Annotated in this window: 17 protein-coding genes and 1 pseudogene; 11 read left to right on the top strand and 7 right to left on the bottom strand. The window is 63.1% G+C overall.

The window, feature by feature from the left end:
* Position 1: 1 nt before the first annotated feature.
* From dapF to E5221_RS27410, 3 genes are read right to left on the bottom strand one after another with little or no spacing between them, the layout of a single operon-like run.
* The gene (gene dapF, locus E5221_RS27420) at positions 2 to 832 is read right to left on the bottom strand and encodes a diaminopimelate epimerase (RefSeq protein ID WP_013974744.1); all 831 of its coding nucleotides are present in this window, start codon (positions 830 to 832) and stop codon (positions 2 to 4) included.
* Positions 833 to 836: 4 nt separating this feature from the next.
* Entirely contained in the window at positions 837 to 2,084 is a 1,248-nt protein-coding gene (lysA, locus tag E5221_RS27415; protein ID WP_015272250.1) for a diaminopimelate decarboxylase, read from the bottom strand.
* Between the two features lie 9 nt (positions 2,085 to 2,093).
* Complete coding sequence (locus E5221_RS27410) at positions 2,094 to 2,309, bottom strand: lipoprotein (protein WP_004375542.1); 216 nt, start codon at positions 2,307 to 2,309, stop codon at positions 2,094 to 2,096.
* Positions 2,310 to 2,719: 410 nt separating this feature from the next.
* On the opposite strand from E5221_RS27410, the gene cyaY reads away from it, so the two are divergent.
* The 3 genes from cyaY to rnk all read left to right on the top strand — a co-directional run bounded on the left by cyaY (position 2,720) and on the right by rnk (position 3,835).
* Positions 2,720 to 3,052: an iron donor protein CyaY gene (gene cyaY, locus E5221_RS27405; RefSeq protein ID WP_004375540.1), complete on the top strand. Its 333-nt coding sequence runs from the start codon at positions 2,720 to 2,722 to the stop codon at positions 3,050 to 3,052.
* A gap of 1 nt (position 3,053) precedes the next feature.
* A complete protein-coding gene (locus E5221_RS27400; protein WP_013974742.1) occupies positions 3,054 to 3,278 on the top strand; it encodes a DUF1289 domain-containing protein in 225 nt (74 codons plus the stop codon).
* A gap of 146 nt (positions 3,279 to 3,424) precedes the next feature.
* Positions 3,425 to 3,835 carry a nucleoside diphosphate kinase regulator gene (rnk, locus tag E5221_RS27395; protein WP_023661830.1) on the top strand — a complete coding sequence of 137 codons (411 nt, stop codon included), beginning with the start codon at positions 3,425 to 3,427 and terminating at the stop codon, positions 3,833 to 3,835.
* Between the two features lie 117 nt (positions 3,836 to 3,952).
* Here rnk and E5221_RS27390 read toward each other — a convergent pair whose 3' ends face one another.
* On the bottom strand, positions 3,953 to 6,808 hold the full coding sequence (locus tag E5221_RS27390) for a class I adenylate cyclase (protein ID WP_247846708.1): 2,856 nt from the start codon (positions 6,806 to 6,808) through the stop codon (positions 3,953 to 3,955).
* 172 nt (positions 6,809 to 6,980) lie between these two features.
* On the opposite strand from E5221_RS27390, the gene E5221_RS27385 reads away from it, so the two are divergent.
* Positions 6,981 to 7,433: a YaiI/YqxD family protein gene (locus E5221_RS27385; RefSeq protein WP_013974739.1), complete on the top strand. Its 453-nt coding sequence runs from the start codon at positions 6,981 to 6,983 to the stop codon at positions 7,431 to 7,433.
* 180 nt (positions 7,434 to 7,613) lie between these two features.
* Here E5221_RS27385 and elbB read toward each other — a convergent pair whose 3' ends face one another.
* On the bottom strand, positions 7,614 to 8,273 hold the full coding sequence (gene elbB / locus E5221_RS27380) for an isoprenoid biosynthesis glyoxalase ElbB (RefSeq protein WP_169775119.1): 660 nt from the start codon (positions 8,271 to 8,273) through the stop codon (positions 7,614 to 7,616).
* A gap of 112 nt (positions 8,274 to 8,385) precedes the next feature.
* On the opposite strand from elbB, the pseudogene E5221_RS27375 reads away from it, so the two are divergent.
* Positions 8,386 to 9,012, top strand: a pseudogene (locus E5221_RS27375) (sterol desaturase family protein); the annotation flags it as partial.
* Between the two features lie 501 nt (positions 9,013 to 9,513).
* Here the strand turns inward: E5221_RS27375 and E5221_RS27370 are convergent.
* Positions 9,514 to 10,158, bottom strand: a complete 645-nt coding sequence (locus tag E5221_RS27370) for a DedA family protein (protein ID WP_015272245.1) — start codon at positions 10,156 to 10,158, stop codon at positions 9,514 to 9,516.
* A gap of 213 nt (positions 10,159 to 10,371) precedes the next feature.
* On the opposite strand from E5221_RS27370, the gene ppk1 reads away from it, so the two are divergent.
* Positions 10,372 to 12,612, top strand: coding sequence for a polyphosphate kinase 1 (ppk1, locus tag E5221_RS27365; protein WP_013974735.1), 2,241 nt, complete (start codon positions 10,372 to 10,374; stop codon positions 12,610 to 12,612).
* Here the strand turns inward: ppk1 and ppx are convergent.
* Positions 12,599 to 14,101 carry an exopolyphosphatase gene (ppx, locus tag E5221_RS27360; RefSeq protein WP_004375529.1) on the bottom strand — a complete coding sequence of 501 codons (1,503 nt, stop codon included), beginning with the start codon at positions 14,099 to 14,101 and terminating at the stop codon, positions 12,599 to 12,601. The two genes, ppk1 and ppx, sit on opposite strands and share 14 nt — an antisense overlap.
* Positions 14,102 to 14,357: 256 nt before the next feature.
* Here ppx and trxA point away from each other — a divergent pair, with 256 nt between their 5' ends.
* The 5 genes from trxA to E5221_RS27335 all read left to right on the top strand — a co-directional run bounded on the left by trxA (position 14,358) and on the right by E5221_RS27335 (position 19,850).
* The gene (trxA, locus tag E5221_RS27355) at positions 14,358 to 14,684 is read left to right on the top strand and encodes a thioredoxin TrxA (protein WP_012274768.1); all 327 of its coding nucleotides are present in this window, start codon (positions 14,358 to 14,360) and stop codon (positions 14,682 to 14,684) included.
* 373 nt (positions 14,685 to 15,057) lie between these two features.
* A complete protein-coding gene (gene rho, locus E5221_RS27350; RefSeq protein WP_003253661.1) occupies positions 15,058 to 16,317 on the top strand; it encodes a transcription termination factor Rho in 1,260 nt (419 codons plus the stop codon).
* Positions 16,318 to 16,518: 201 nt separating this feature from the next.
* Positions 16,519 to 17,985 carry a 4-hydroxy-3-polyprenylbenzoate decarboxylase gene (ubiD, locus tag E5221_RS27345; protein WP_013974733.1) on the top strand — a complete coding sequence of 489 codons (1,467 nt, stop codon included), beginning with the start codon at positions 16,519 to 16,521 and terminating at the stop codon, positions 17,983 to 17,985.
* On the top strand, positions 17,985 to 18,953 hold the full coding sequence (locus tag E5221_RS27340; protein ID WP_013974732.1) for a CDP-6-deoxy-delta-3,4-glucoseen reductase: 969 nt from the start codon (positions 17,985 to 17,987) through the stop codon (positions 18,951 to 18,953). Before ubiD ends, E5221_RS27340 begins: the two co-directional genes overlap by 1 nt.
* Positions 18,954 to 19,199: 246 nt before the next feature.
* Entirely contained in the window at positions 19,200 to 19,850 is a 651-nt protein-coding gene (locus E5221_RS27335; protein ID WP_247846707.1) for a gamma-glutamylcyclotransferase, read from the top strand.
* Positions 19,851 to 19,961: the final 111 nt, after the last annotated feature.

Below are 19,961 nucleotides of genomic sequence, written 5' to 3'. Positions count from 1 at the left end.
CTTAGAGACGAACCTGTCCTTCGTAGACGCGTACGGCTGGGCCAGTCATCAGCACGGGCTTGCCGGGGCCGGCCCATTCGATGTGCAGGCGGCCACCGGGCAGGTCGAGGGATACCGGGGAGTCCATCCAGCCCTGGCTGATCGCCGCCACGGCGGCGGCGCAGGCGCCGGTGCCGCAGGCCTGGGTTTCGCCCGCACCACGTTCCCACACCCGCAGGTTGGCGCGGTGGCGGTCGATGACCTGGAGGAAGCCGGCATTTACCCGCTGCGGGAAGCGTGGGTGGTTTTCGATCTTCGGGCCCAGCTCATGCACAGGGGCGGTACGCACGTCGTCGACACGCAGCACGGCATGCGGGTTACCCATGGACACGGCGGCAATCGAATGCACCTGGCCGTCGACTTCCAGTGGGTAGTTCAGCGCCTGCTCGTCGGCGACGAAGGGGATTTCGGCAGGGATGAAGCGCGGTGGGCCCATGTCGACACTGATCTGGCCGTCGTTCTGCACGTCCAGCTCGATGATGCCGCTCTTGGTTTCCACGCGAATGCGCTTTTTCGCGGTCAGGCGCTTGTCCAGCACGAAGCGGGCGAAGCAGCGCGCACCGTTGCCGCACTGCTCGACCTCGGAGCCGTCGGCATTGAAGATGCGGTAGCGGAAGTCCACTTCCGGGTTGTTCGGCGCCTCGACGATCAGCAACTGATCGAAGCCGATGCCGGTGTGGCGGTCACCCCATTGCTTGGCGTGCTTGGGCTGGATGTGCGCGTGCTGGCTGACCAGGTCGAGGACCATGAAGTCGTTGCCCAGCCCATGCATCTTGGTAAAACGCAGCAGCATGGGCTTACTCCGGCAGCAGGCTTTCGCCAGCGTACAATTCGGCGATGGTCTCGCGGCGGCGTACTTCGAAGGCCTGGTCGCCGTCGACCAGGATTTCAGCGCAACGGCCACGGGTGTTGTAGTTGGAGCTCATGACAAAACCATAGGCGCCCGCGGACTGTACGGCCAGCAGGTCACCTTCGGCCAGGTTCAGCACGCGGTCCTTGCCGAGGAAGTCGCCAGTCTCGCAGATCGGGCCGACCAGGTCGTAGGCACGGCCTTCGCCTGCGCGTGGCTTGACCGCGCTGACACCCATCCAGGCCTGGTACAGGGCCGGGCGGATCAGGTCGTTCATCGCCGCATCGATGATGGCGAAGTCCTTGTGTTCGGTGTGCTTGAGGTATTCCACGCGGGTCAGCAGGACGCCGGCGTTGGCCACGATGTAGCGGCCCGGCTCGAACACCAGGGCCAGGTCGCGGTCGCCGACGCGCTCGCGGATCGCCTTGATGTAGTCGGCCACCAGCGGCGGCTCCTCATCGCGGTAACGCACGCCGACGCCGCCACCCAGGTCCAGGTGGCGCAGATGGATGCCGCACTCGGCCAGGCGGTCTACCAGCACCAGCAGGCGGTCAAGGGCATCGAGGAAAGGCTCGACGGTGGTCAGCTGCGAACCGATGTGGCAGTCGACGCCGACCACTTCCAGGTTCGGCAACTGCGCGGCCCGCACGTAGATGGCCTCGGCGTCGGCGATGGCGATGCCGAACTTGTTCTCTTTCAGGCCGGTGGAGATGTACGGGTGGGTGCCGGCGTCGACGTCCGGGTTGACCCGCAGCGAGACCGGGGCAACCTTGCCCATCTCGGCGGCCACCACTTGCAGGCGCTCCAGTTCGTCGGTGGATTCGACGTTGAAGCAGTGCACCCCGACTTCCAGGGCACGGCGCATGTCCTCGCGGGTCTTGCCGACACCGGAGAACACCACGCGGTCGGCACGGCCGCCAGCGGCCAGCACGCGCTCCAGCTCACCGCCGGAGACGATGTCGAAGCCTGCGCCCAGGCGCGCCAGCACGTTGAGCACGCCAAGGTTGGAGTTGGCCTTGACCGCGAAGCACACCAGGTGCTCGGTGCCTTGTAGTGCATCGGCGTAGCTACGGTACTGGGCCTCGATGTGGGCGCGCGAATACACGTAGGTCGGGGTGCCGTAGCGTTCGGCGATGGCCGACAGGCCCACGCCTTCCGCGAACAGCTCGCCGTCGCGGTAGTTGAAAGCGTTCATCTGGTTTCCTTACTGCGCTGGCGACTGCTCGGGCTCGGACTGCAGCTCGGGTTGCTGCTCCTGCGTCGGGGCCGGCTTGGCTTTTGGCTGGTACTGGTGCGACTTGTGGCTGGCTTTGCCGTCCTTGCCATCTTCAGGCAGGTACAGCGGGCCTTTCTGGCCGCAGGCCGAAACGAGGCAGGCAACAGCGACCAGCGCCGCGAGGGAGGAAATCAGGCGCTTCATGGGTGAAATCCTTAGAAATATGCAGTATTGCGCCCGAGTATACCGAGCGACCGACGGCTTGCCTATGCAAGGGCCGGCCCGCCGGGCGGGCTATTCTTACCGCCTGCAAGGGCCCTTTCGCGGCTGAAGCCGCTCCCACCTCGACCGCATTGGCCTCACGCCATGTGCAGTACCGTAGGAGCAGCCTTGTGCTGCGAAGAGGCCGGTACTGGCAACACATATCGCAGCCTTGCCGGCCTCTTCGCAGCACAAGGCTGCTCCTACAGTACTGCACTGGTCTCGGGCCCTGTAGGAGCGGCTTTAGCCGCGAAGGGGCAAGTGAAGGTAGCGGCTAAACCTTTGCATTCGGCGGCAAGCGCCCGTATCTTGCCGGGCTTGCCTGTAACGCAGCCAATTTCGAGGTTCCTGCAATGAGTTTGAGTGAAGCGCGTTTCCATGATCTGGTCGACGCGACCCAACAGGCCCTGGAAGACCTGTTCGACGAGAGCGGCCTGGACCTGGACATGGAGAACTCCGCTGGTGTCCTGACCATCAAGTTCGACAATGGCAGCACGCTGATCTTCAGCCGCCAGGAGCCGCTGCGCCAGCTGTGGCTGGCCGACCGTTCCGGCGGTTTCCACTTCGACTACGACGAAGAAAGCGGCAAGTGGGTGTGCGAGAAGAGCGAGGAGCTGCTGGGCGAAATGCTCGAGCGCATCGTCTGGGAGCGGGCCGGCGAGAAGCTGGACTTCGACGAGATCTGACATGAGCAGTACCCAGGCCCGGCCGCCCAAACCGCTCTACAGCAACGTCAGCCCCGCCGTGCCGTCGCCGTGCATCAGCGTTTGCCGGCTGGACGAACAGCGGGTGTGCACAGGTTGCCACCGGCATGTCGAGCATATCCGTGAATGGCGTTCGGCCGATGACGAACGGCGCCGGCAGATTTGCCGCGAGGCCCAGGCCCTGCGCGACCAGGCTAAGGCACACTGATCGCAGGGGCTTGAGTATTTACCCGGCTGTGGTAACGTCGGGTTCTGCGTCGGTGACGCCAAAGCCTTCACAAACCCCGCCCTTGGGCGGGGTTTTGCTTTATCTGCACGATGAAAACCGCCTGTTCAAAGGAGTCTGACTGGATCATGAGCACCAAGCCTTCCCTCATCCTCACCCGATTGGACGTACAACGTCTGGAGCGTCTGATCGACAGCCTCGACGAGAGTACGCCGGGTGTGCTCGCCCTGCAGGGCGAGCTGGACCGCGCCGAGCAGGTGGTCGGTCACGAGGAAGTCCCGGCTGGTGTGGTGACCATGAACTCGCGCGTGCACTGCCGTGAGGAAGCCAGCGGCAAGGACTACCACCTGACCCTGGTGTACCCGAAGGATGCCGGGCCGGAAGGCAAGGTCTCGATCCTGGCACCGATCGGTTGCGCCTTGCTGGGGTTGTCGGTGGGCGAACAGATCGACTGGCCGGCCCCGGGGGGCAAGACCCTCAAGCTGAAGCTGCTGGAAGTGGAATACCAGCCGGAAGCGGCGGGGGATTTCGACCTGTAAGGGCCAGGGGGGCCGCTGTGGGAGCGGGTTTACCCGCGAAGAAGGCGACGCGGTGTATGGCACCGGCTTCGCCGGTGTTCGCGGGTGAACCCGCTCCGACATGTGTCCCCCGGCAACTCAGGATCCTTCTGCCAAAACCTGCTCCAACCCCTCGTTCAAAGCCTGCTCCAGCTCCCGCTTGTAGCGCAGATACAGCTGCGTCGACCCCAGCTGGTCATCCAGCAACTCGGACAAATCCAGGTCCGTGATGTAGCAGCGGTACTGCCCTGCACCACGTCGCTGCCCGATGATCTGCCGGGCCACCACCGCATACAACTGCTCACCATGCTCCAGTTCGGAAAACTCCTGCTGGTCGCAATACAGCGTCACGTGCGCCGCGCCTGCCACCCCGGCCTGGATGATCGCCTGCACCTCATAGTAAGGCTGGTCGCTACCCTCGACCGGCGCCTGGCGCGGCTCGATGCTGCGCGCCTTGCCTGGCCCGGAAGGCAACAGTTGCGCGTAGTGGATGTCCAGTGAAGCCGCGCGCTGGGTGTCCAGCGGTAGCCGGGCATCACGGCGCATCACCACCGAGCGCAGAAAACGCTGCAGCGGCAACAGCAAGTGAGCTTCGTCGTGCAGCGGCAGGCGTTGCTGCCACAGGGCATTGTATTCATCCAGCACATACAACTCGGCCCAGCCACCCTGCAGGCGGTAGAACACCTGGATGCAGGACGGCCGGCCTTGCTCCAGCACCAGGGGCAGGTCGTGGTCCTGCAGGGCGTTGGCGTCCAGGTACAGTGGGCTGTAGGCGCTGCGTTCTTCGCCCAGATGGTTCAGCAGTGCCTCATGCTCGGCCAAGGTGGTGAGGCCGACATGCCCGGCCATCAGCTCCAGCACATGGGTGTGCTGGGCCACCTGTAGCAGGTAGCGGTGGTTCAGGCCCTGGTCCAGCAGCAGTTGTACGGTGTCGAATATTTCCTCCACGCGTTGGCCGATGGCCTGGGCGCGGCTCTGGCAGAAGCAACGCACCCGCACCTTCGGCCGGTGTCCGCGCGGCACGGGGCTGTTGAGGAAGTCGCGGAGGCAGCGCACCAGTGCGTGCTCGCCGTCATAGCGCTGGACCAGTACTTCGTTCCAGCTGTTGAGGATGACCTGGTCCAGGGTCAGGACCAGGTTTTCGCGCACGCCTGCGTAGCTCAAAGAGTCGGTGCGCTCGGTGGTCATCAGGATGTTCAGGTCGCGGTGGTGGCGCAGCGGGTCGATGGCGACGTTGACCAGCAACAGCACCTCGTCGGCAACGCTCGGCTGCAACAAGCGCACCTCGCTGACGGTCGGCAAGGGCAGGGGAATGCTCTGCTGCAGGCAGCCGATCAGGTTGAATAGCTCGAATTCGCTGAGGTCGCTGACACCTGGGTGCAGCGCCAGGCGCGTGCTGCTGTCGATCACTCCATTGCGATAAGCCCAGGTCAGCAACTCGAGCACCTCGCGGCAGCGTTTGAGCGGGCTGAAGTGGTCCACCTCATGGGGGCTCAGGTTGCCGGTGTACAGCTCCCAGTGATGGCTGCCGGGCTCCTTGCGATTAGGCGCTTGTACCAGGGTCAGGGTGCCTTCGGCCAGGTCCGGGGCGATACCGGGGTTGATGACTTCGACCTTGCCGGCGCGGCGCTCGAAGGCGGCGTAAAGGCGCCGGCCCAGCACATTGAGATCGCGTTGGTCGGCGCGGCTGCTGGCGTTCTGGGTGCGAGCGAACTGGCTGAGAAATCGGTAGCTATGGTTCAGTTCGGCCACCAGTTCACGGCGCTCGATGGCAACCTGCTGCACCTTCCATTGATTGCGACTGTCCAGCAGGGCCAGCTGGCGCTCGTCCCAACCCCATTCGTCGGCCAGGCGCTGCAACAGCCGGCGTTGCCAGCCATTGGCCCGGGTCGGGTCGCTGAGCTTCTTGTTAACCTTCAGGTACAGGCTGCGCCGCACCAGCTCCAGGCGCGCGTGTTCGCCACGCTGCAGCAAGTAGCGCTCGATGCGCCGGTACACCATCACGTAGGGGTCCAGCTCGTCGAGGTCTAGCTGGTTGGCGAACACTGCCTGCTTGTAGTCCAGGCTCAGGCAGCGAACGGTGGGGTGCTCGCTGGCATAGGCCTCGGTCAGCAGCAGCTTGAGCAGCGACTTGTAGGGCGAGTCGATGCCTTTGAACAGCTGCCACAAGCCGGCGCCGACGAACTCGCCGGGCGGGATGTGCGCCAGGTTGCCGAGATCGAGGGCGTCCTGGCTGCGGATGAAACGCTTGGACAGCAGGGTCTGGGTATAGGTGTGGTAATCGTGTTCCTGGTAGACCGGCACCAGCCACCACAGTGGCGTGCGCCCGGCCAGCCAGATAGTGGTGCGGTAGAACTCGTCCAGCAGCAGATAGTGCTGGGTGGTGCCGCAATCGTCGGAGCCGAGCTGGCCTTCGCGCTGGCCCTGGGCGAAACCTTGCGTGTCGATCAGGAAGAAGTGCGCCTCGGCACCCAGGCTTTCCGCCCATGCCTCAAGCAGCTGGCATTTGCGGCGCAGTTCGTCCAGCAGCTCATCGGCCAGGCCCGGGGCGTGGCAAACCCACAGGTCCATGTCGCTTTGCTCGGCTTGGGCCAGTGAGCCCAGGCTGCCCATCAGGAACAGGCCGTGGATCGGCCGCGGCGGATTGCCATGACGGGCCTTGTAGGTGAACGAGCGGGCAAGACGCTGTGCCTCGACTACAAGATCGGCGCCTGGCTCGTAGCCCGATACGCCGGCAGGAGTGCTGCCGGAAACATAGCCTGGCAGCAGCGGGTGGTTCACATGAAACAGCAGCGGCAGCAGTGTCAGCACCTGTTGCTGGCGCGTCGACAGGCCCTCCAGGGCCCGCTGCAGCCGGCCCTGGTTGAGCCGCAGGAAGCGCGCACGCAATGTCGCCAGGACCTTGCGGTCGATACCTTCGTCCAGGTCGGGGCGGATTTCGTGGGGGTGGTTCATTGCGCACTCGGGCAGGCCAGCGGGGCTGTGGCGAGTGTAGCCTGAGTGGCGAGGTCGGATAAGCGGCAATTGAAATATTGGCGCCATTTTTCCAGCGCTAATGGGTGGCCGCTGCAGCTTTCGTTGCGCTTGAGGCATGATGGGGGCCTCAAGCTGATTGCGAGGTTTTCCGATGCGTGTGTGGATCGATGCCGACGCCTGCCCCAAGGCAGCCAAGGATCTGATCGTCAAGTTCGCCCTCAAGCGCAAGTTCGAGGTAGTGATGGTGGCGGGCCAGGCTGTGGCCAAGCCGGCGTTCGCTATCGTGCGCCTGATCGTGGTACCCAGCGGCATGGACGCAGCCGACGATTACCTGGTGGAGCACGCCGTGCCTGGTGAGTTGGTGATCTGCAGTGACGTGCCGCTGGCCGACCGCCTGGTGAAAAAGGGCGTGGCGGCGCTGGACCCCCGCGGGCGCGAGTTCGACGAACGCAACATGGGTGACCGGCTGGCGGCGCGCAACTTGTTTACCGAGTTGCGCGAGCAGGGCCAGGTGGGGGGAGGGCAGGCGCCTTATGGCGAGCGCGAGAAGCAGGCGTTTGCCAATGCGCTGGACCGGATCATCGCCCGGTTGTCCAAACCCTGAAGCGACCCGGCTGGCAGGATGGACACGACGTGTGGGAGCGGCCTTGTGTCGCGAAAGGGCCGCGAAGCGGCCCCAGGATTTTCAGCTTCGCCGCATAAATTGCCGGGGCCGCGCTGCGGCCCTTTCGCGACACAAGGCCGCTCCCACAGGGACCGCGTCAGATTCTGAATCTTGCACCAGTTACTCGTGCGTCAGCTCCAGCACCCGATCCACCAGCTTGTAGATCCCGCCAGCCGCTTCACTGATCGACTTGGCCTCCATGTACGCCGGGGTGGTCACCAGCTTGCGCTGGGTGTCCTCGACAATATCGTGCACATCGCATTCTTCATGAGTGCCACCCATCTTCTGCACGGCCGCCGCAGTGCCAGCGTCGGTACCGATGGTGCAGACCACGCCTGGCCCGTAGATCTTCGCCGCCAGCGCCGGCGAGATGCAGATCAGGCCAACCGGCTTGCAGGCACCGGCAAAGGCTTCGGCCAGGGCCAGCACATCTGGGTGGACGCTGCAGTTGGCGCCTTCCATGGCAAAGTTGGACAGGTTCTTCGCCGCCCCGAAACCGCCCGGCACGATCAGCGCATCGAAGTCTTCGGCCTTGGCCTCGCGGATGTCCTTGACCTCGCCGCGGGCAATGCGCGCCGACTCCACCAGCACATTGCGCGATTCGGGCATTTCCTCGCCGGTCAGGTGGTTGATCACATGCATCTGCGCAATGTTCGGCGCGAAGCACTGCACCTGCGCACCACGCTGGTCGAGGCGCAGCAGGGTGATCACGCTTTCGTGGATTTCGGCGCCGTCATAAACGCCACAGCCGGAAAGAATCACCGCTACTTTTTTTGTCATGCTTTTTACTCCACTGTCGAGGCGCTAAATGTCCTCTAGTTTGGCAGATGTAGCCATAGGGATTCCTGCAAGCGCGGCCTAATCTTGGCGGATAACACCTGAGGTCGTACCCATGGACCTGATCCTGCTGGCCGTGCCGTTCTTCTTCGTGCTTATCGCCGTCGAACTGCTGGCCGACCGTGTGCGCGGCCAGCGCAACTTCACCCTGGCCGACTCGATCAACAGCCTCAGCACCGGTGCGCTGTCGACCAGTACCGGTTTGCTGACCAAAGGGGTGGGGCTGGTGACCTATGCCCTGGCGTTCGAGCACATGGCGTTGCTGCGCCTGCCGCCGCAGGCCTGGTGGGTGTGGCTGCTGGCCTTTGTCCTGTACGACTTCTGCTACTACTGGCTGCATCGTCTTGGCCACGAGCGCAACGTGCTGTGGGCTGCGCACTCGGTGCATCACCAGAGCGAGGAATACAACCTCACCACGGCGCTGCGCCAGACCAGCAGCGGGTTCATCTTCTCGTGGCTGTTCTACCTGCCGCTGGCGTTGCTCGGTGTGCCGCCGCTGGTGTTCATCACGGTGGCGTCGCTCAACCTGCTGTACCAGTTCTGGGTGCATACCCGGCACATTCCCAAGCTGGGCTGGCTTGAGTGGGTGTTGATCACGCCATCCAACCATCGCGTCCACCATGCGCAAAATCCTGCTTACTTGGATCGCAATTACGGCGGCGTGTTCATTCTCTGGGATCGTCTGTTCGGCACCTTCAAAGAGGAGGACCCAGCCGAGCCGGTGGTGTTCGGGGTGACCACGCCGCTGGCCAGCTGGAACCCGCTGTGGGCCAACCTGCAGTTCTATGCCCAGCTCTGGCACGACGCCCGGCGCGCCGACAGCCTGTGGGACAAGCTGCGCATCTGGTTCATGCCCACCGGCTGGCGCCCGGCCGATGTGGCCGCACGCTACCCGCAGGCCAAGCAGGAGCTGGCGTTATTTCGCAAGTTCGAGGTTGCCTTGGGCCGTGCGCAGCAGGCCTATGTGGCGGCGCAATTCGTGGGTTACGTGGCGCTAGGCAGCTATCTGATGGAGGTGGCCGAGCGCGTGCCAACCGCCGCCCTGGTACTTGGCTGGGCGCTGATGGCGTTTGGCTTGTTCGTACTTGGTGCGCTGCTGGAGAACCGACCATGGGCCATGCGCCTGGAGTTGGTACGGTTGCTGGCGAATGCGCCGGCGCTGTACCTGGCAGGCGCACTGGGCCTAGCGGTGGTCGTGCCGCCGACCTGGTTGTTCCTCGTGGCTTACAGCTTGCTCAGCCTCTGGGGCCTGGGCTTTGCCCGCCGCCTTGCGCTCCGCGCGCAACGTGCGGAAACGCCGGCGCAGCCACAACAGGCCGCCCAGCGCCAACAGGCCACCGAGCACCCATAGCTCGTAGCGTTTCACGTTGCCCAGCAGGCCTTCAAGGATGGCGCCGAAGTGATACGCGGCCGCGCCCAGGGCCACTGCCCAGATGGCCGCGCCGATACCGTTCAGCAGCAGGTAGCGGCGTGGCGGGTAGCCGGACAGGCCAATGGCCACCGGCATGACCGTGCGCAAGCCATAGACGAAGCGGAAACTCAGTACCCAGATGTCGGGGTGGCGACGGATGTGGTCCAGCGCCCGGTCACCCATCGCCTGCCAGCGTGGCTTGCGCGCCAGGATCCTGCGCCCGTGGCGGCGGCCCATGAAGTACCACAGCTGGTCGCCGGCATAACTGCCGAAAAATGCCACCAGACACACCAGGTTGATGTCCATGTAACCGCGGAACGCAAGGAATCCTGCAAGCACCAGGATGGTCTCGCCTTCGAAGAAGGTGCCTAGAAAAAGGGCGAAGTAGCCGAAATCCTGCAGGAATTGTTGAAGCATTTTCTGAGGTGCTGGCGAAATGAACGCGAAGCCTACCCCTTCGCGCGCGTTCGTGAAAGTGTCCAGATGTGTCTCGACATGAACAATTCCTGCTTGGAGAATGCCAGAAGCCACGCGCCACGGCTTGCCCTGGCATGTAACACAGGCGTCATAATGGGCGCTTATCTTGCCGCTCAATAGATGATAGGGCGTTAACGTCCTCAGGAACGCCAGATGAATAATGAAGTGCTAACCCCTGTCGCGATCAAGGATGCTCAGGAGCTCCCCGAAGAGATGGTGCAGACCCCGCCAGACCTGCCGCCAGCGCCCCTGCCTGCCGAACCGGTGGCAGAGACTGCGGCCCCGGCCCCTGCGCCGGCCCCGGCGATCGTCATCCCAGGCCTGGACGACAGCAGCCTGTACATTCATCGCGAACTCTCGCAGTTGCAGTTCAATATCCGTGTGCTGGAGCAGGCGCTGGACGAGAACTATCCGCTGCTCGAACGCCTCAAGTTCCTGTTGATCTTCTCCAGCAACCTCGACGAATTCTTCGAGATTCGCGTCGCCGGCCTGAAGAAGCAGATCAACTTTGCCCGTGAACAGGCCGGTGCCGACGGCCTGCAGCCGCACCAGGCGCTGGCGCGCATCAGCGACCTGGTGCACAGCGAAGTGGAGCGCCAGTACGCGATCCTCAACGACGTGCTGCTGCCCGAGCTGGAAAAGCACCATATCCGCTTCATCCGCCGGCGTTACTGGACGCCGAAGCTCAAGACCTGGGTGCGCCGCTACTTCCGCGACGAAATCGCCCCGATCATTACCCCGATCGGCCTCGACCCGACCCACCCGTTCCCGCTACTGGTGAACAAGAGCCTCAACTTCATCGTCGAGCTCGAGGGTGTCGACGCCTTCGGCCGCGACTCGGGCCTGGCGATCATCCCGGCCCCGCGCCTGCTGCCGCGGGTCATCCGGGTGCCGGAAGAGGTGGGTGGCCCGGGCGCCAACTATGTGTTCCTGTCGTCGATGATCCATGCGCACGCCGACGACCTGTTCCAGGGCATGAAGGTGAAGGGCTGCTACCAGTTCCGCCTGACCCGTAACGCCGACCTGGCGCTGGACTCCGAAGAGGTCGATGACTTGGCCCGCGCCCTGCGTGGCGAGCTGTTCTCGCGCCGCTACGGTGACGCCGTTCGCCTGGAGGTGGCCGACACCTGCCCGAAACACCTGTCGGACTACCTGCTCAAGCAGTTCAGCCTCAGCGAAAGCGAGCTGTACCAGGTCAACGGCCCGGTCAACCTTACCCGCCTGTTCAGCATCACCGGCCTGGACAGCCACCCCGAGCTGCAGTACACGCCGTTCACCCCGGCGATCCCCAAGCTGCTGCAGAACGCCGACAACATCTTCAGCGTGATCGGCAAGCAGGACATCCTGCTGATGCACCCGTTCGAGTCCTTTACCCCGGTGATCGACCTGCTGCGCCAGGCCGCCAAGGACCCGCACGTGCTTGCCGTGCGCCAGACTCTGTACCGTTCCGGGGCCAACTCGGAAATCGTCGATGCGCTGGTGGACGCGGCGCGTAACGGCAAGGAGGTCACTGCGGTGATCGAGTTGCGGGCGCGCTTCGATGAAGAGTCCAACCTGCAGATGGCCAGCCGCCTGCAAGCGGCCGGTGCGGTGGTGATCTACGGTGTGGTCGGCTTCAAGACCCACGCCAAGATGATGCTGATTCTGCGCCGCGAGCACGGCGAGATCGTGCGTTATGCGCACCTGGGCACCGGTAACTACCACGCCGGCAACGCCCGTCTGTACACCGACTACAGCCTGCTGACCTCCGACGACGCCCTCACCGAGGACGTCGGCAAGCTGTTCAGCCAGTTGATCGGCATGGGCAAGACCCTGCGCATGAAGAAGCTGCTGCACGCGCCGTTCACCCTGAAGAAGGGCATGCTCGACATGATCGCGCGGGAAACCCAGTTCGCCCTCGAAGGCAAGCCGGCGCATATCATCGCCAAGTTCAACTCGCTGACCGACGCGAAGGTCATCAAGGCGCTGTACAAGGCCAGCCAGTCGGGCGTGAAGATCGACCTGGTGGTGCGTGGCATGTGCTGCCTGCGCCCAGGCATTCCGGGGGTTTCGCACAACATCCAGGTGCGCTCGATCATCGGCCGCTTCCTCGAGCACACGCGGGTGTTCTACTTCCTCAATGGCGGCGAAGAGCAGATCTACCTGTCCAGTGCCGACTGGATGGAGCGCAACCTCGACAAGCGCGTCGAAACCTGCTTCCCGGTGGAAGGCAAGAAGCTGTTGCTGCGGGTGAAGAAGGAGCTGGAAGGCTACCTGACCGATAACACCCACGCCTGGACCCTGCAGCCGGACGGGCGCTATGTGCGCAGCACGCCGACCGGCAACCAGAACCCGCGCAGTGCCCAGGCGACCCTGCTGGAGCGCCTGAGTAACCCGGTCCTCAACGTACGCTGAGGACGAAGCCGACCCGGGCCAGCCACTCCGCCTCGTTGGCGAAGTCGGCCTGGGTCAGCTGGTTCTGTTCCAGCCAGCCCTCAGGGAAGGCGACATCGAGGCTGCTGTCGGCAGCCTTGAGCTCGACCTTCGGCATCTGCTGATTGCCACGGATGTGGTGGAACAGGATGGCGAAGCGCAGCAGCACGCACAGGCGCAGCAGCTTGACGCCTTCCTCGCCCAGTTCGGCGATCTTGTCCTTTGGGATGTTGCGGCGATGGCCGCGTACCAGCAAGGCCATCATCTGCTGGTCCTCGCGGGAGAAGCCCGACAGGTCGGAGTGCTCGATCAGGTAGGCGCCGTGCTTGTGGTAATGGTAGTGGGCGATATCCAGACCTATTTCGTGAACTTTCGCCGCCCAGCCCAGAAGATCGCGCCAATTTCCGTCTTTCAGGTCCCACGCGTCGGCCACTTGGTCGAAGGCGTGTAACGCCTTGCGCTCGACGCGCGCAGCCTGGCCCTGGTCCACATGGTAGCGCTCCATCAGCGAGTTCAGGGTGCGTTCGCGCACGTCTTCGTGGTGGTGGCGGCCCAGCAGGTCGAACAGTACGCCTTCGCGCAGGGCGCCGTCGCAGTGGTCCATGCGCTGCAGTTCCAGGGCATCGAAGATCGCTTCGAGAATCGCCAGGCCCGCCGGGAAGATGGTGCGGCGGTCCGGCTTGACGCCTTCGAAGTCGATCTTGTCGACCTCGCCAAGCTTGAACAGCTTGCGCTTGACCCAGGCCAGCCCTTCGGCGTTGACCTCGCCATTGCCCAGGCCGCCTGCCTTGATGGCGGCGCCGATGGCACGAATGGTACCGGACGAGCCGATGGCCTCGTCCCAAGTCAGGCGGTGCAGGGCATTCTCGATGCTCATCAGCTCCAGGCGCGCGGCGGTGTAGGCCTGGGCGTAGCGGGCCGGGGTTATCTTGCCGTCGCGGAAGTAGCGCTGGGTGAAGCTTACACAGCCCATCTGAAGGCTTTCGCGCAGCAGCGGCTCGAAGCGCTGGCCGATGATGAACTCGGTACTGCCGCCGCCGATATCGGCCACCAGGCGCTTGCCGGGGGTATCGGCCAGGGTGTGCGACACGCCCAGGTAGATCAGGCGCGCTTCTTCACGGCCGGAGATCACCTCGACCGGGTGGCCAAGGATGGCTTCGGCGCGCTGGATGAATTCGTTGCGGTTGCGCGCTTCGCGCAAGGCGTTGGTACCGACGATGCGCACGGAGCCTGCCGGCATGCCGTTGATCAGTTGGGAAAAGCGCTTGAGGCAATCCAGGCCTCGTTCCATTGCCTCTTCACTGAGCATGCGTTCTTCGTCGATGCCGGCGGCCAACTGAACCTTCTCGCCGAGCCGCTCGAGAATGCGGATTTCGGTATGGTGGGCCTTGGCCACGACCATGTGGAAGCTGTTGGAGCCAAGGTCGATGGCGGCGATCAGGGACAGGTTCTTCGCGATGGTATGCGGCATGATCTGGTTGTTCTCGGTCGTTAACCCGGCAATCGTGCCACGATAGCAGGCTGTCGCCAACGCGTGGCACACAGCCGTTGAGCTGGCCTTGATGTAAGGCAATGTGCCATTCGATGCTATGACGTCTGTATGACAGTTTCGATTCGTGGCGTCTTGCACAACTATAGTTACACTCAATCGTCCGCGGCTTCCTGTAGGAGACGGGTGCGGCTATGATGGGCAACGTTTTTTATTGCTTACGACCTTGGAGATTTCCATGAGCGACAAAATCAAACACGTCACCGACGCCAGCTTCGAAGCCGACGTACTGCAGGCTCAAGGCCCGGTGCTGGTCGACTACTGGGCTGAATGGTGCGGCCCATGCAAGATGATCGCTCCGGTTCTGGACGACATCGCTGCCACCTACGAGGGCAAGCTGACCGTCGCCAAGCTGAACATCGACGAGAACCAGGAAACCCCGGCCAAGCACGGCGTGCGTGGTATCCCGACGCTGATGCTGTTCAAGAACGGCAACGTCGAAGCCACCAAGGTCGGCGCCCTGTCCAAATCGCAGCTGGCCGCGTTCCTCGACGCCCACCTGTGATGTGAAAAAGCCCCGCAGATGCGGGGTTTTTTTTGCCTCTGCAAAGGCAGTCTTGCCCATGTAGGAGCAGCCTTGTGCTGCGAAAGGGCCGGTAAGGCTGACGTTGTCGCTGCGGCTGATGGCCTCTTCGCAGCACAAGGCTGCTCCTACAGACAGGTGTGTTGCAGCTGAAAATGGCAGGGCAAAACCACTAGACGCAGAAAAAAGCAAGTGTTACATTCGGCCTCGCACTGCTTCTCCAGTGCCCTCTACACGCCGTCGCCGAAGCATCCCTAATTCGAATCAGTACGCGATCCTGTCGCCATCTAGCGGCGCGGCCTCATTAAGCCAGAAGCTTAATTCTCCCTTCTTACATGATTACGTCATTCCCCTTATGAACCTGACTGAACTCAAGCAAAAGCCGATTACCGATCTTTTGGAAATGGCCGAACAGATGGGCATCGAAAACATGGCCCGTTCGCGCAAACAGGACGTGATTTTCGCCCTGCTGAAGAAGCACGCGAAAAGCGGCGAAGAGATCTCGGGTGACGGCGTGCTGGAGATTCTCCAGGATGGTTTCGGTTTCCTGCGTTCGGCTGATGCGTCCTACCTGGCCGGCCCTGACGATATCTACGTCTCGCCCAGCCAGATCCGCCGCTTCAACCTGCGTACCGGCGACACCATCGTCGGCAAGATCCGCCCGCCGAAGGAAGGGGAGCGTTACTTCGCCCTGCTGAAGGTCGACACCATCAACTTCGACCGCCCGGAAAACGCGAAGAACAAGATCCTGTTCGAAAACCTGACGCCGCTGTTCCCGAACAAGCGCCTGAAGATGGAAGCCGGTAACGGCTCCACCGAAGACCTGACCGGCCGCGTCATCGACCTGTGCGCCCCGATCGGCAAAGGCCAGCGTGGCCTGATCGTTGCTCCGCCGAAAGCGGGCAAGACGATCATGCTGCAGAACATCGCGGCCAACATCACCCGTAACAACCCCGAGTGCCACCTGATCGTCCTGCTGATCGACGAGCGCCCGGAAGAAGTGACCGAAATGCAGCGCACCGTGCGCGGCGAAGTGGTTGCCTCCACCTTCGACGAGCCGCCAACCCGCCACGTGCAGGTTGCCGAAATGGTAATCGAGAAGGCCAAGCGCCTGGTCGAGCACAAGAAGGACGTGGTCATCCTGCTGGACTCGATCACCCGTCTGGCGCGTGCCTACAACACCGTGATCCCGAGCTCCGGCAAGGTACTGACCGGTGGTGTCGACGCCCACGCCCTGGAGAAGCCGAAGCGCTTCTTCGGCGCCGCGCGTAACATCGAGGAAGGCGGTTCGCTGACCATCATCGCTACCGCGCTGGTCGAAACCGGCTCGAAGATGGACGAAGTGATCTACGAAGAGTTCAAGGGCACCGGCAACATGGAGCTGCCTCTGGACCGCCGCATCGCCGAGAAGCGCGTGTTCCCGGCCATCAACATCAACCGCTCCGGTACCCGCCGCGAAGAGCTGCTGACTGCCGACGACGAGCTGCAGCGCATGTGGATCCTGCGCAAGTTGCTGCACCCGATGGACGAAATCGCCGCCATCGAGTTCCTGGTCGACAAGCTCAAGCAGACCAAGACCAACGACGAGTTCTTCCTGTCGATGAAGCGCAAGTAAGCGTTTCAGGCCGGAATTTATGGGGCCGCTTCGCGCCCCATCGCGACACAAGGCCGCTCCTACAGGATTACGCATTCCCTGTAGGAGCGGCCTTGTGTCGCGATGGGGCGCGAAGCGGCCCCAAGTCATTTTTGGCCATTGGGTACTGAACGGCGCTACACTCTGCACCCCCGACCGATACGGCCAACATGAGGCTTCTGCATGCAGTATCGCGACTTGCGCGACTTCATCCGTGGCCTGGAACAGCGCGGCGAGCTCAAGCGCATCCAGGTTCCGATCTCCCCCGTCCTGGAAATGACCGAGGTCTGCGACCGCACCTTGCGTGCCAAGGGCCCTGCATTGCTGTTCGAAAAGCCCACCGGCTTCGATATCCCGGTGCTGGGCAACCTGTTTGGCACCCCGGAACGTGTGGCCATGGGCATGGGTGCCGAGTCGGTCGATGAACTGCGGGAAATCGGCAAGCTGCTGGCCTTCCTCAAGGAGCCCGAGCCGCCGAAGGGTCTGAAGGATGCCTGGTCCAAGCTTCCGATCTTCAAGAAAGTCGTGTCGATGGCGCCGAAAGTGGTCAAGGACGCGGTGTGTCAGGAAGTGGTCATCGAGGGCGATGACGTCGACCTCGGCGCTCTGCCAATCCAGCACTGCTGGCCGGGCGACGTGGCACCGCTAATCACCTGGGGCCTTACCGTCACCCGCGGCCCGAACAAGGACCGTCAGAACCTGGGCATCTACCGCCAGCAGGTTATCGGCCGCAACAAGGTCATCATGCGCTGGCTCAGCCACCGTGGCGGCGCCTTGGACTACCGCGAATGGTGTGAGAAGAACCCTGGCCAGCCGTTCCCGGTCGCCGTGGCCCTGGGCGCCGACCCGGCCACCATCCTCGGCGCCGTGACCCCGGTGCCGGACACCCTCTCCGAGTATGCCTTTGCCGGCCTGCTGCGTGGCAACCGCACCGAACTGGTCAAGTGCCGGGGCAGCAACCTGCAGGTACCGGCCACCGCCGAAATCATCCTGGAAGGCGTGATCCACCCGGGCGAAATGGCCCCGGAAGGCCCGTATGGCGACCACACCGGCTACTACAACGAAGTGGACAGCTTCCCGGTGTTCACCGTCGAGCGCATCACCCATCGGCAGAAACCGATCTACCACAGCACCTACACCGGTCGCCCGCCAGATGAGCCGGCGATCCTCGGCGTGGCGCTGAACGAAGTGTTTGTGCCGATCCTGCAGAAGCAGTTCCCGGAAATCGTCGATTTCTATCTGCCACCGGAAGGCTGCTCGTATCGCATGGCGGTGGTGACCATGAAGAAGCAGTACCCGGGCCACGCCAAGCGCGTGATGCTGGGTGTGTGGTCGTTCCTGCGACAGTTCATGTACACCAAGTTCGTTATTGTCACCGATGACGATATCAATGCCCGTGACTGGAATGACGTGATCTGGGCCATCACCACACGCATGGACCCCAAGCGTGATACGGTGATGATCGACAACACCCCGATCGATTACCTGGACTTCGCGTCACCGGTATCCGGGCTGGGGTCGAAGATGGGCCTGGATGCCACGCACAAGTGGCCGGGCGAGACTACACGCGAATGGGGACGGGTCATCGTCAAGGACGAAGCCGTCACCCGCCGTATCGATGAGCTGTGGGATCAGTTGGGAATAGATTGATGCAGGTAACGTTGCAGCCGTCCGGGGCGGTGCTGGCGCTCGAACCCGGGGAACGGATCCTGGATGGAGCGCGGCGGCTGGGCTATGACTGCCCGAACAGCTGCCGCAATGGCAATTGCCATGTCTGCGCCGCGTTGTTGGTCGAAGGCCGGGTACGCCAGGACGGCGAAGTCCGCGACCATGGCGAGCTGTTCACCTGCATTGCCGAACCGCTGGAGGACTGCGTGTTGCTCTGGGATGGTGTGCTCGCCCTTGGCGAGCTGCCGGTGCGCAAACTGGCGTGCAGTGTCAGTGAGTGCGTCGAGGTCGGTGGCGACGTCTGGCGCGTGCGGTTGCGCGCGCCGGCTGGCAGGCCGCCGCGCTATCACGCGGGGCAGTACCTGATGATCGAGCGCGAAGGCGGCAAGCAGGCGGCGTTTTCGCTGGCTTCCGCACCCCATGCCGGGCGCGAGCTGGAGCTGCATGTGCTGGCGCGCGAGCCCAGTGCGCTGCAACTTATCGAACAGCTCAAGCGCGACGGCCTGGCGCGCATTGAAATGCCGTTCGGTGACACCCACTTGGCCGAGTTGCCCGACGGGCCGCTGGTGCTGATCGCTGCTGGCACCGGCATGGGTCAGATGCACAGCCTGGTCGAGCATTGCCGGGCACAAGGTTTCAAGCACCCGGTGCACCTGTACTGGGGCGTGCGTCGGCCCGAGGACTTCTACCAGATCGAGCACTGGGACGAATGGCAGCGCCTGCCCAACCTGTTCCTGCACCAGGTGGTCAGCGACCTGTGCGGTTGGGAAGGCCGTTGCGGCATGCTGCATGAGGCGGTCTGCGAAGACATCGCCGATCTCAACAGCGTGCATGTATATGCCAGCGGCTCGCCGAACATGATCTATGCCACGCTCGACGCCTTGGTCGAAGCCGGCATGGATGCGCATCGCATGCGTGCCGATGTGTTTGCCTACGCACCGCGCGGCTAATAACTGGAGTTTGAAAGTATTGGTATAAGGCGGTAATTGTTACCGCCTTGGCTAATAACTTTCACAGTTGCTGAAACAGTACTTTCCAGTCGTCGGGAGCGAGGATGAAACTCTGGCGGGAGGGCTTGAGTATTCCTGCACTTCTGTCCTATGGTTATTGCAAGCGCCCCTGGTACAGAGGCTTGGGGTCGCATCTTAATCGAATCTCGCTACATCCGTAGTTCACAGGGATAATGGCGGCAGCTTATGTCGGCACTTGAAAGTATGTCCTGGGAAGTTTCATATCCACCGACACTCGACTTCGGTCAGCAACATACTAGCGAACAGTTGTTCAACTCCATGAAGACAACCATGTCTCGCCATCAGGGTGGGCCGGTGTGGCTGTTCGCCTATGGTTCATTGATCTGGCGGCCGGAATGCAACTCGGTGGAGCGCCAGCGCGCGCGGGTGCATGGTTACCACCGTGGCTTGTACCTGTGGTCGCATGAGCACCGTGGCACCCCGGAAACCCCTGGCCTGGTGTTCGGCCTGGACCGTGGTGGCTCCTGCAGCGGTTTTGCCTATCGGCTGGATGACAGCAGCCTGGACGATTCGCTGATGGCCTTGTGGCAGCGCGAGATGCCGTACCCGGCGTACCGGCCGCACTGGCTCAGCTGCCGGTTGGATGATGGCAGCAAGGTGCAGGCCCTGGGCTTCGTGCTGGAGCGGCATTTGCCGTGCTATGCCGGGAACCTGCCGGACACCCTGCTAAGCCAGATCCTGGCCAGTGCCAAGGGGCGCTATGGCACCACGCGTGATTATGTCGAGCAGACCCTGAATGCCCTGCGCAGCCACCAGATGCCCGATCGCAACCTGGAGGCGCGTTTCAGGCGCTGCCATAACCTGCGGGAGGTTTGATCACCTGTGCCGGTCTTTTCGCGGGTGAACCCGCTCCCACAGGTACTGCACATTCCTTGAGGGCGGTGCGGTCCTTGTGGGAGCGGGTTCACCCGCGAAAAGGCCGGAACT

The sequence above is a fragment of the Pseudomonas sp. A2 genome, assembly GCF_023100865.1.
GTDB classification, from domain to species: domain Bacteria; phylum Pseudomonadota; class Gammaproteobacteria; order Pseudomonadales; family Pseudomonadaceae; genus Aquipseudomonas; species Aquipseudomonas asiatica.
The sequence above is the reverse complement of the archived record's forward strand: the minus strand, read 5'-3'. Positions and strand labels throughout refer to the sequence as shown.

Bases quoted from the DNA above. Each gene is read 5' to 3' on its own strand.
- E5221_RS27385 (WP_013974739.1), top strand. From the start codon at position 6,981: ATGCGTGTGTGGATCGATGCCGACGCCTGCCCCAAGGCAGCCAAGGAT.
- E5221_RS27340 (WP_013974732.1), top strand. From the start codon at position 17,985: ATGCAGGTAACGTTGCAGCCGTCCGGGGCGGTGCTGGCGCTCGAACCC.
- ubiD (WP_013974733.1), top strand. From the start codon at position 16,519: ATGCAGTATCGCGACTTGCGCGACTTCATCCGTGGCCTGGAACAGCGC.
- E5221_RS27390 (WP_247846708.1), bottom strand. From the start codon at position 6,808: ATGAACCACCCCCACGAAATCCGCCCCGACCTGGACGAAGGTATCGAC.
- E5221_RS27410 (WP_004375542.1), bottom strand. From the start codon at position 2,309: ATGAAGCGCCTGATTTCCTCCCTCGCGGCGCTGGTCGCTGTTGCCTGC.
- rho (WP_003253661.1), top strand. From the start codon at position 15,058: ATGAACCTGACTGAACTCAAGCAAAAGCCGATTACCGATCTTTTGGAA.
- ppx (WP_004375529.1), bottom strand. From the start codon at position 14,101: ATGCCGCATACCATCGCGAAGAACCTGTCCCTGATCGCCGCCATCGAC.
- dapF (WP_013974744.1), bottom strand. From the start codon at position 832: ATGCTGCTGCGTTTTACCAAGATGCATGGGCTGGGCAACGACTTCATG.
- E5221_RS27335 (WP_247846707.1), top strand. From the start codon at position 19,200: ATGTCGGCACTTGAAAGTATGTCCTGGGAAGTTTCATATCCACCGACA.
- E5221_RS27370 (WP_015272245.1), bottom strand. From the start codon at position 10,158: ATGCTTCAACAATTCCTGCAGGATTTCGGCTACTTCGCCCTTTTTCTA.
- rnk (WP_023661830.1), top strand. From the start codon at position 3,425: ATGAGCACCAAGCCTTCCCTCATCCTCACCCGATTGGACGTACAACGT.
- trxA (WP_012274768.1), top strand. From the start codon at position 14,358: ATGAGCGACAAAATCAAACACGTCACCGACGCCAGCTTCGAAGCCGAC.
- cyaY (WP_004375540.1), top strand. From the start codon at position 2,720: ATGAGTTTGAGTGAAGCGCGTTTCCATGATCTGGTCGACGCGACCCAA.
- ppk1 (WP_013974735.1), top strand. From the start codon at position 10,372: ATGAATAATGAAGTGCTAACCCCTGTCGCGATCAAGGATGCTCAGGAG.
- lysA (WP_015272250.1), bottom strand. From the start codon at position 2,084: ATGAACGCTTTCAACTACCGCGACGGCGAGCTGTTCGCGGAAGGCGTG.
- elbB (WP_169775119.1), bottom strand. From the start codon at position 8,273: ATGACAAAAAAAGTAGCGGTGATTCTTTCCGGCTGTGGCGTTTATGAC.
- E5221_RS27400 (WP_013974742.1), top strand. From the start codon at position 3,054: ATGAGCAGTACCCAGGCCCGGCCGCCCAAACCGCTCTACAGCAACGTC.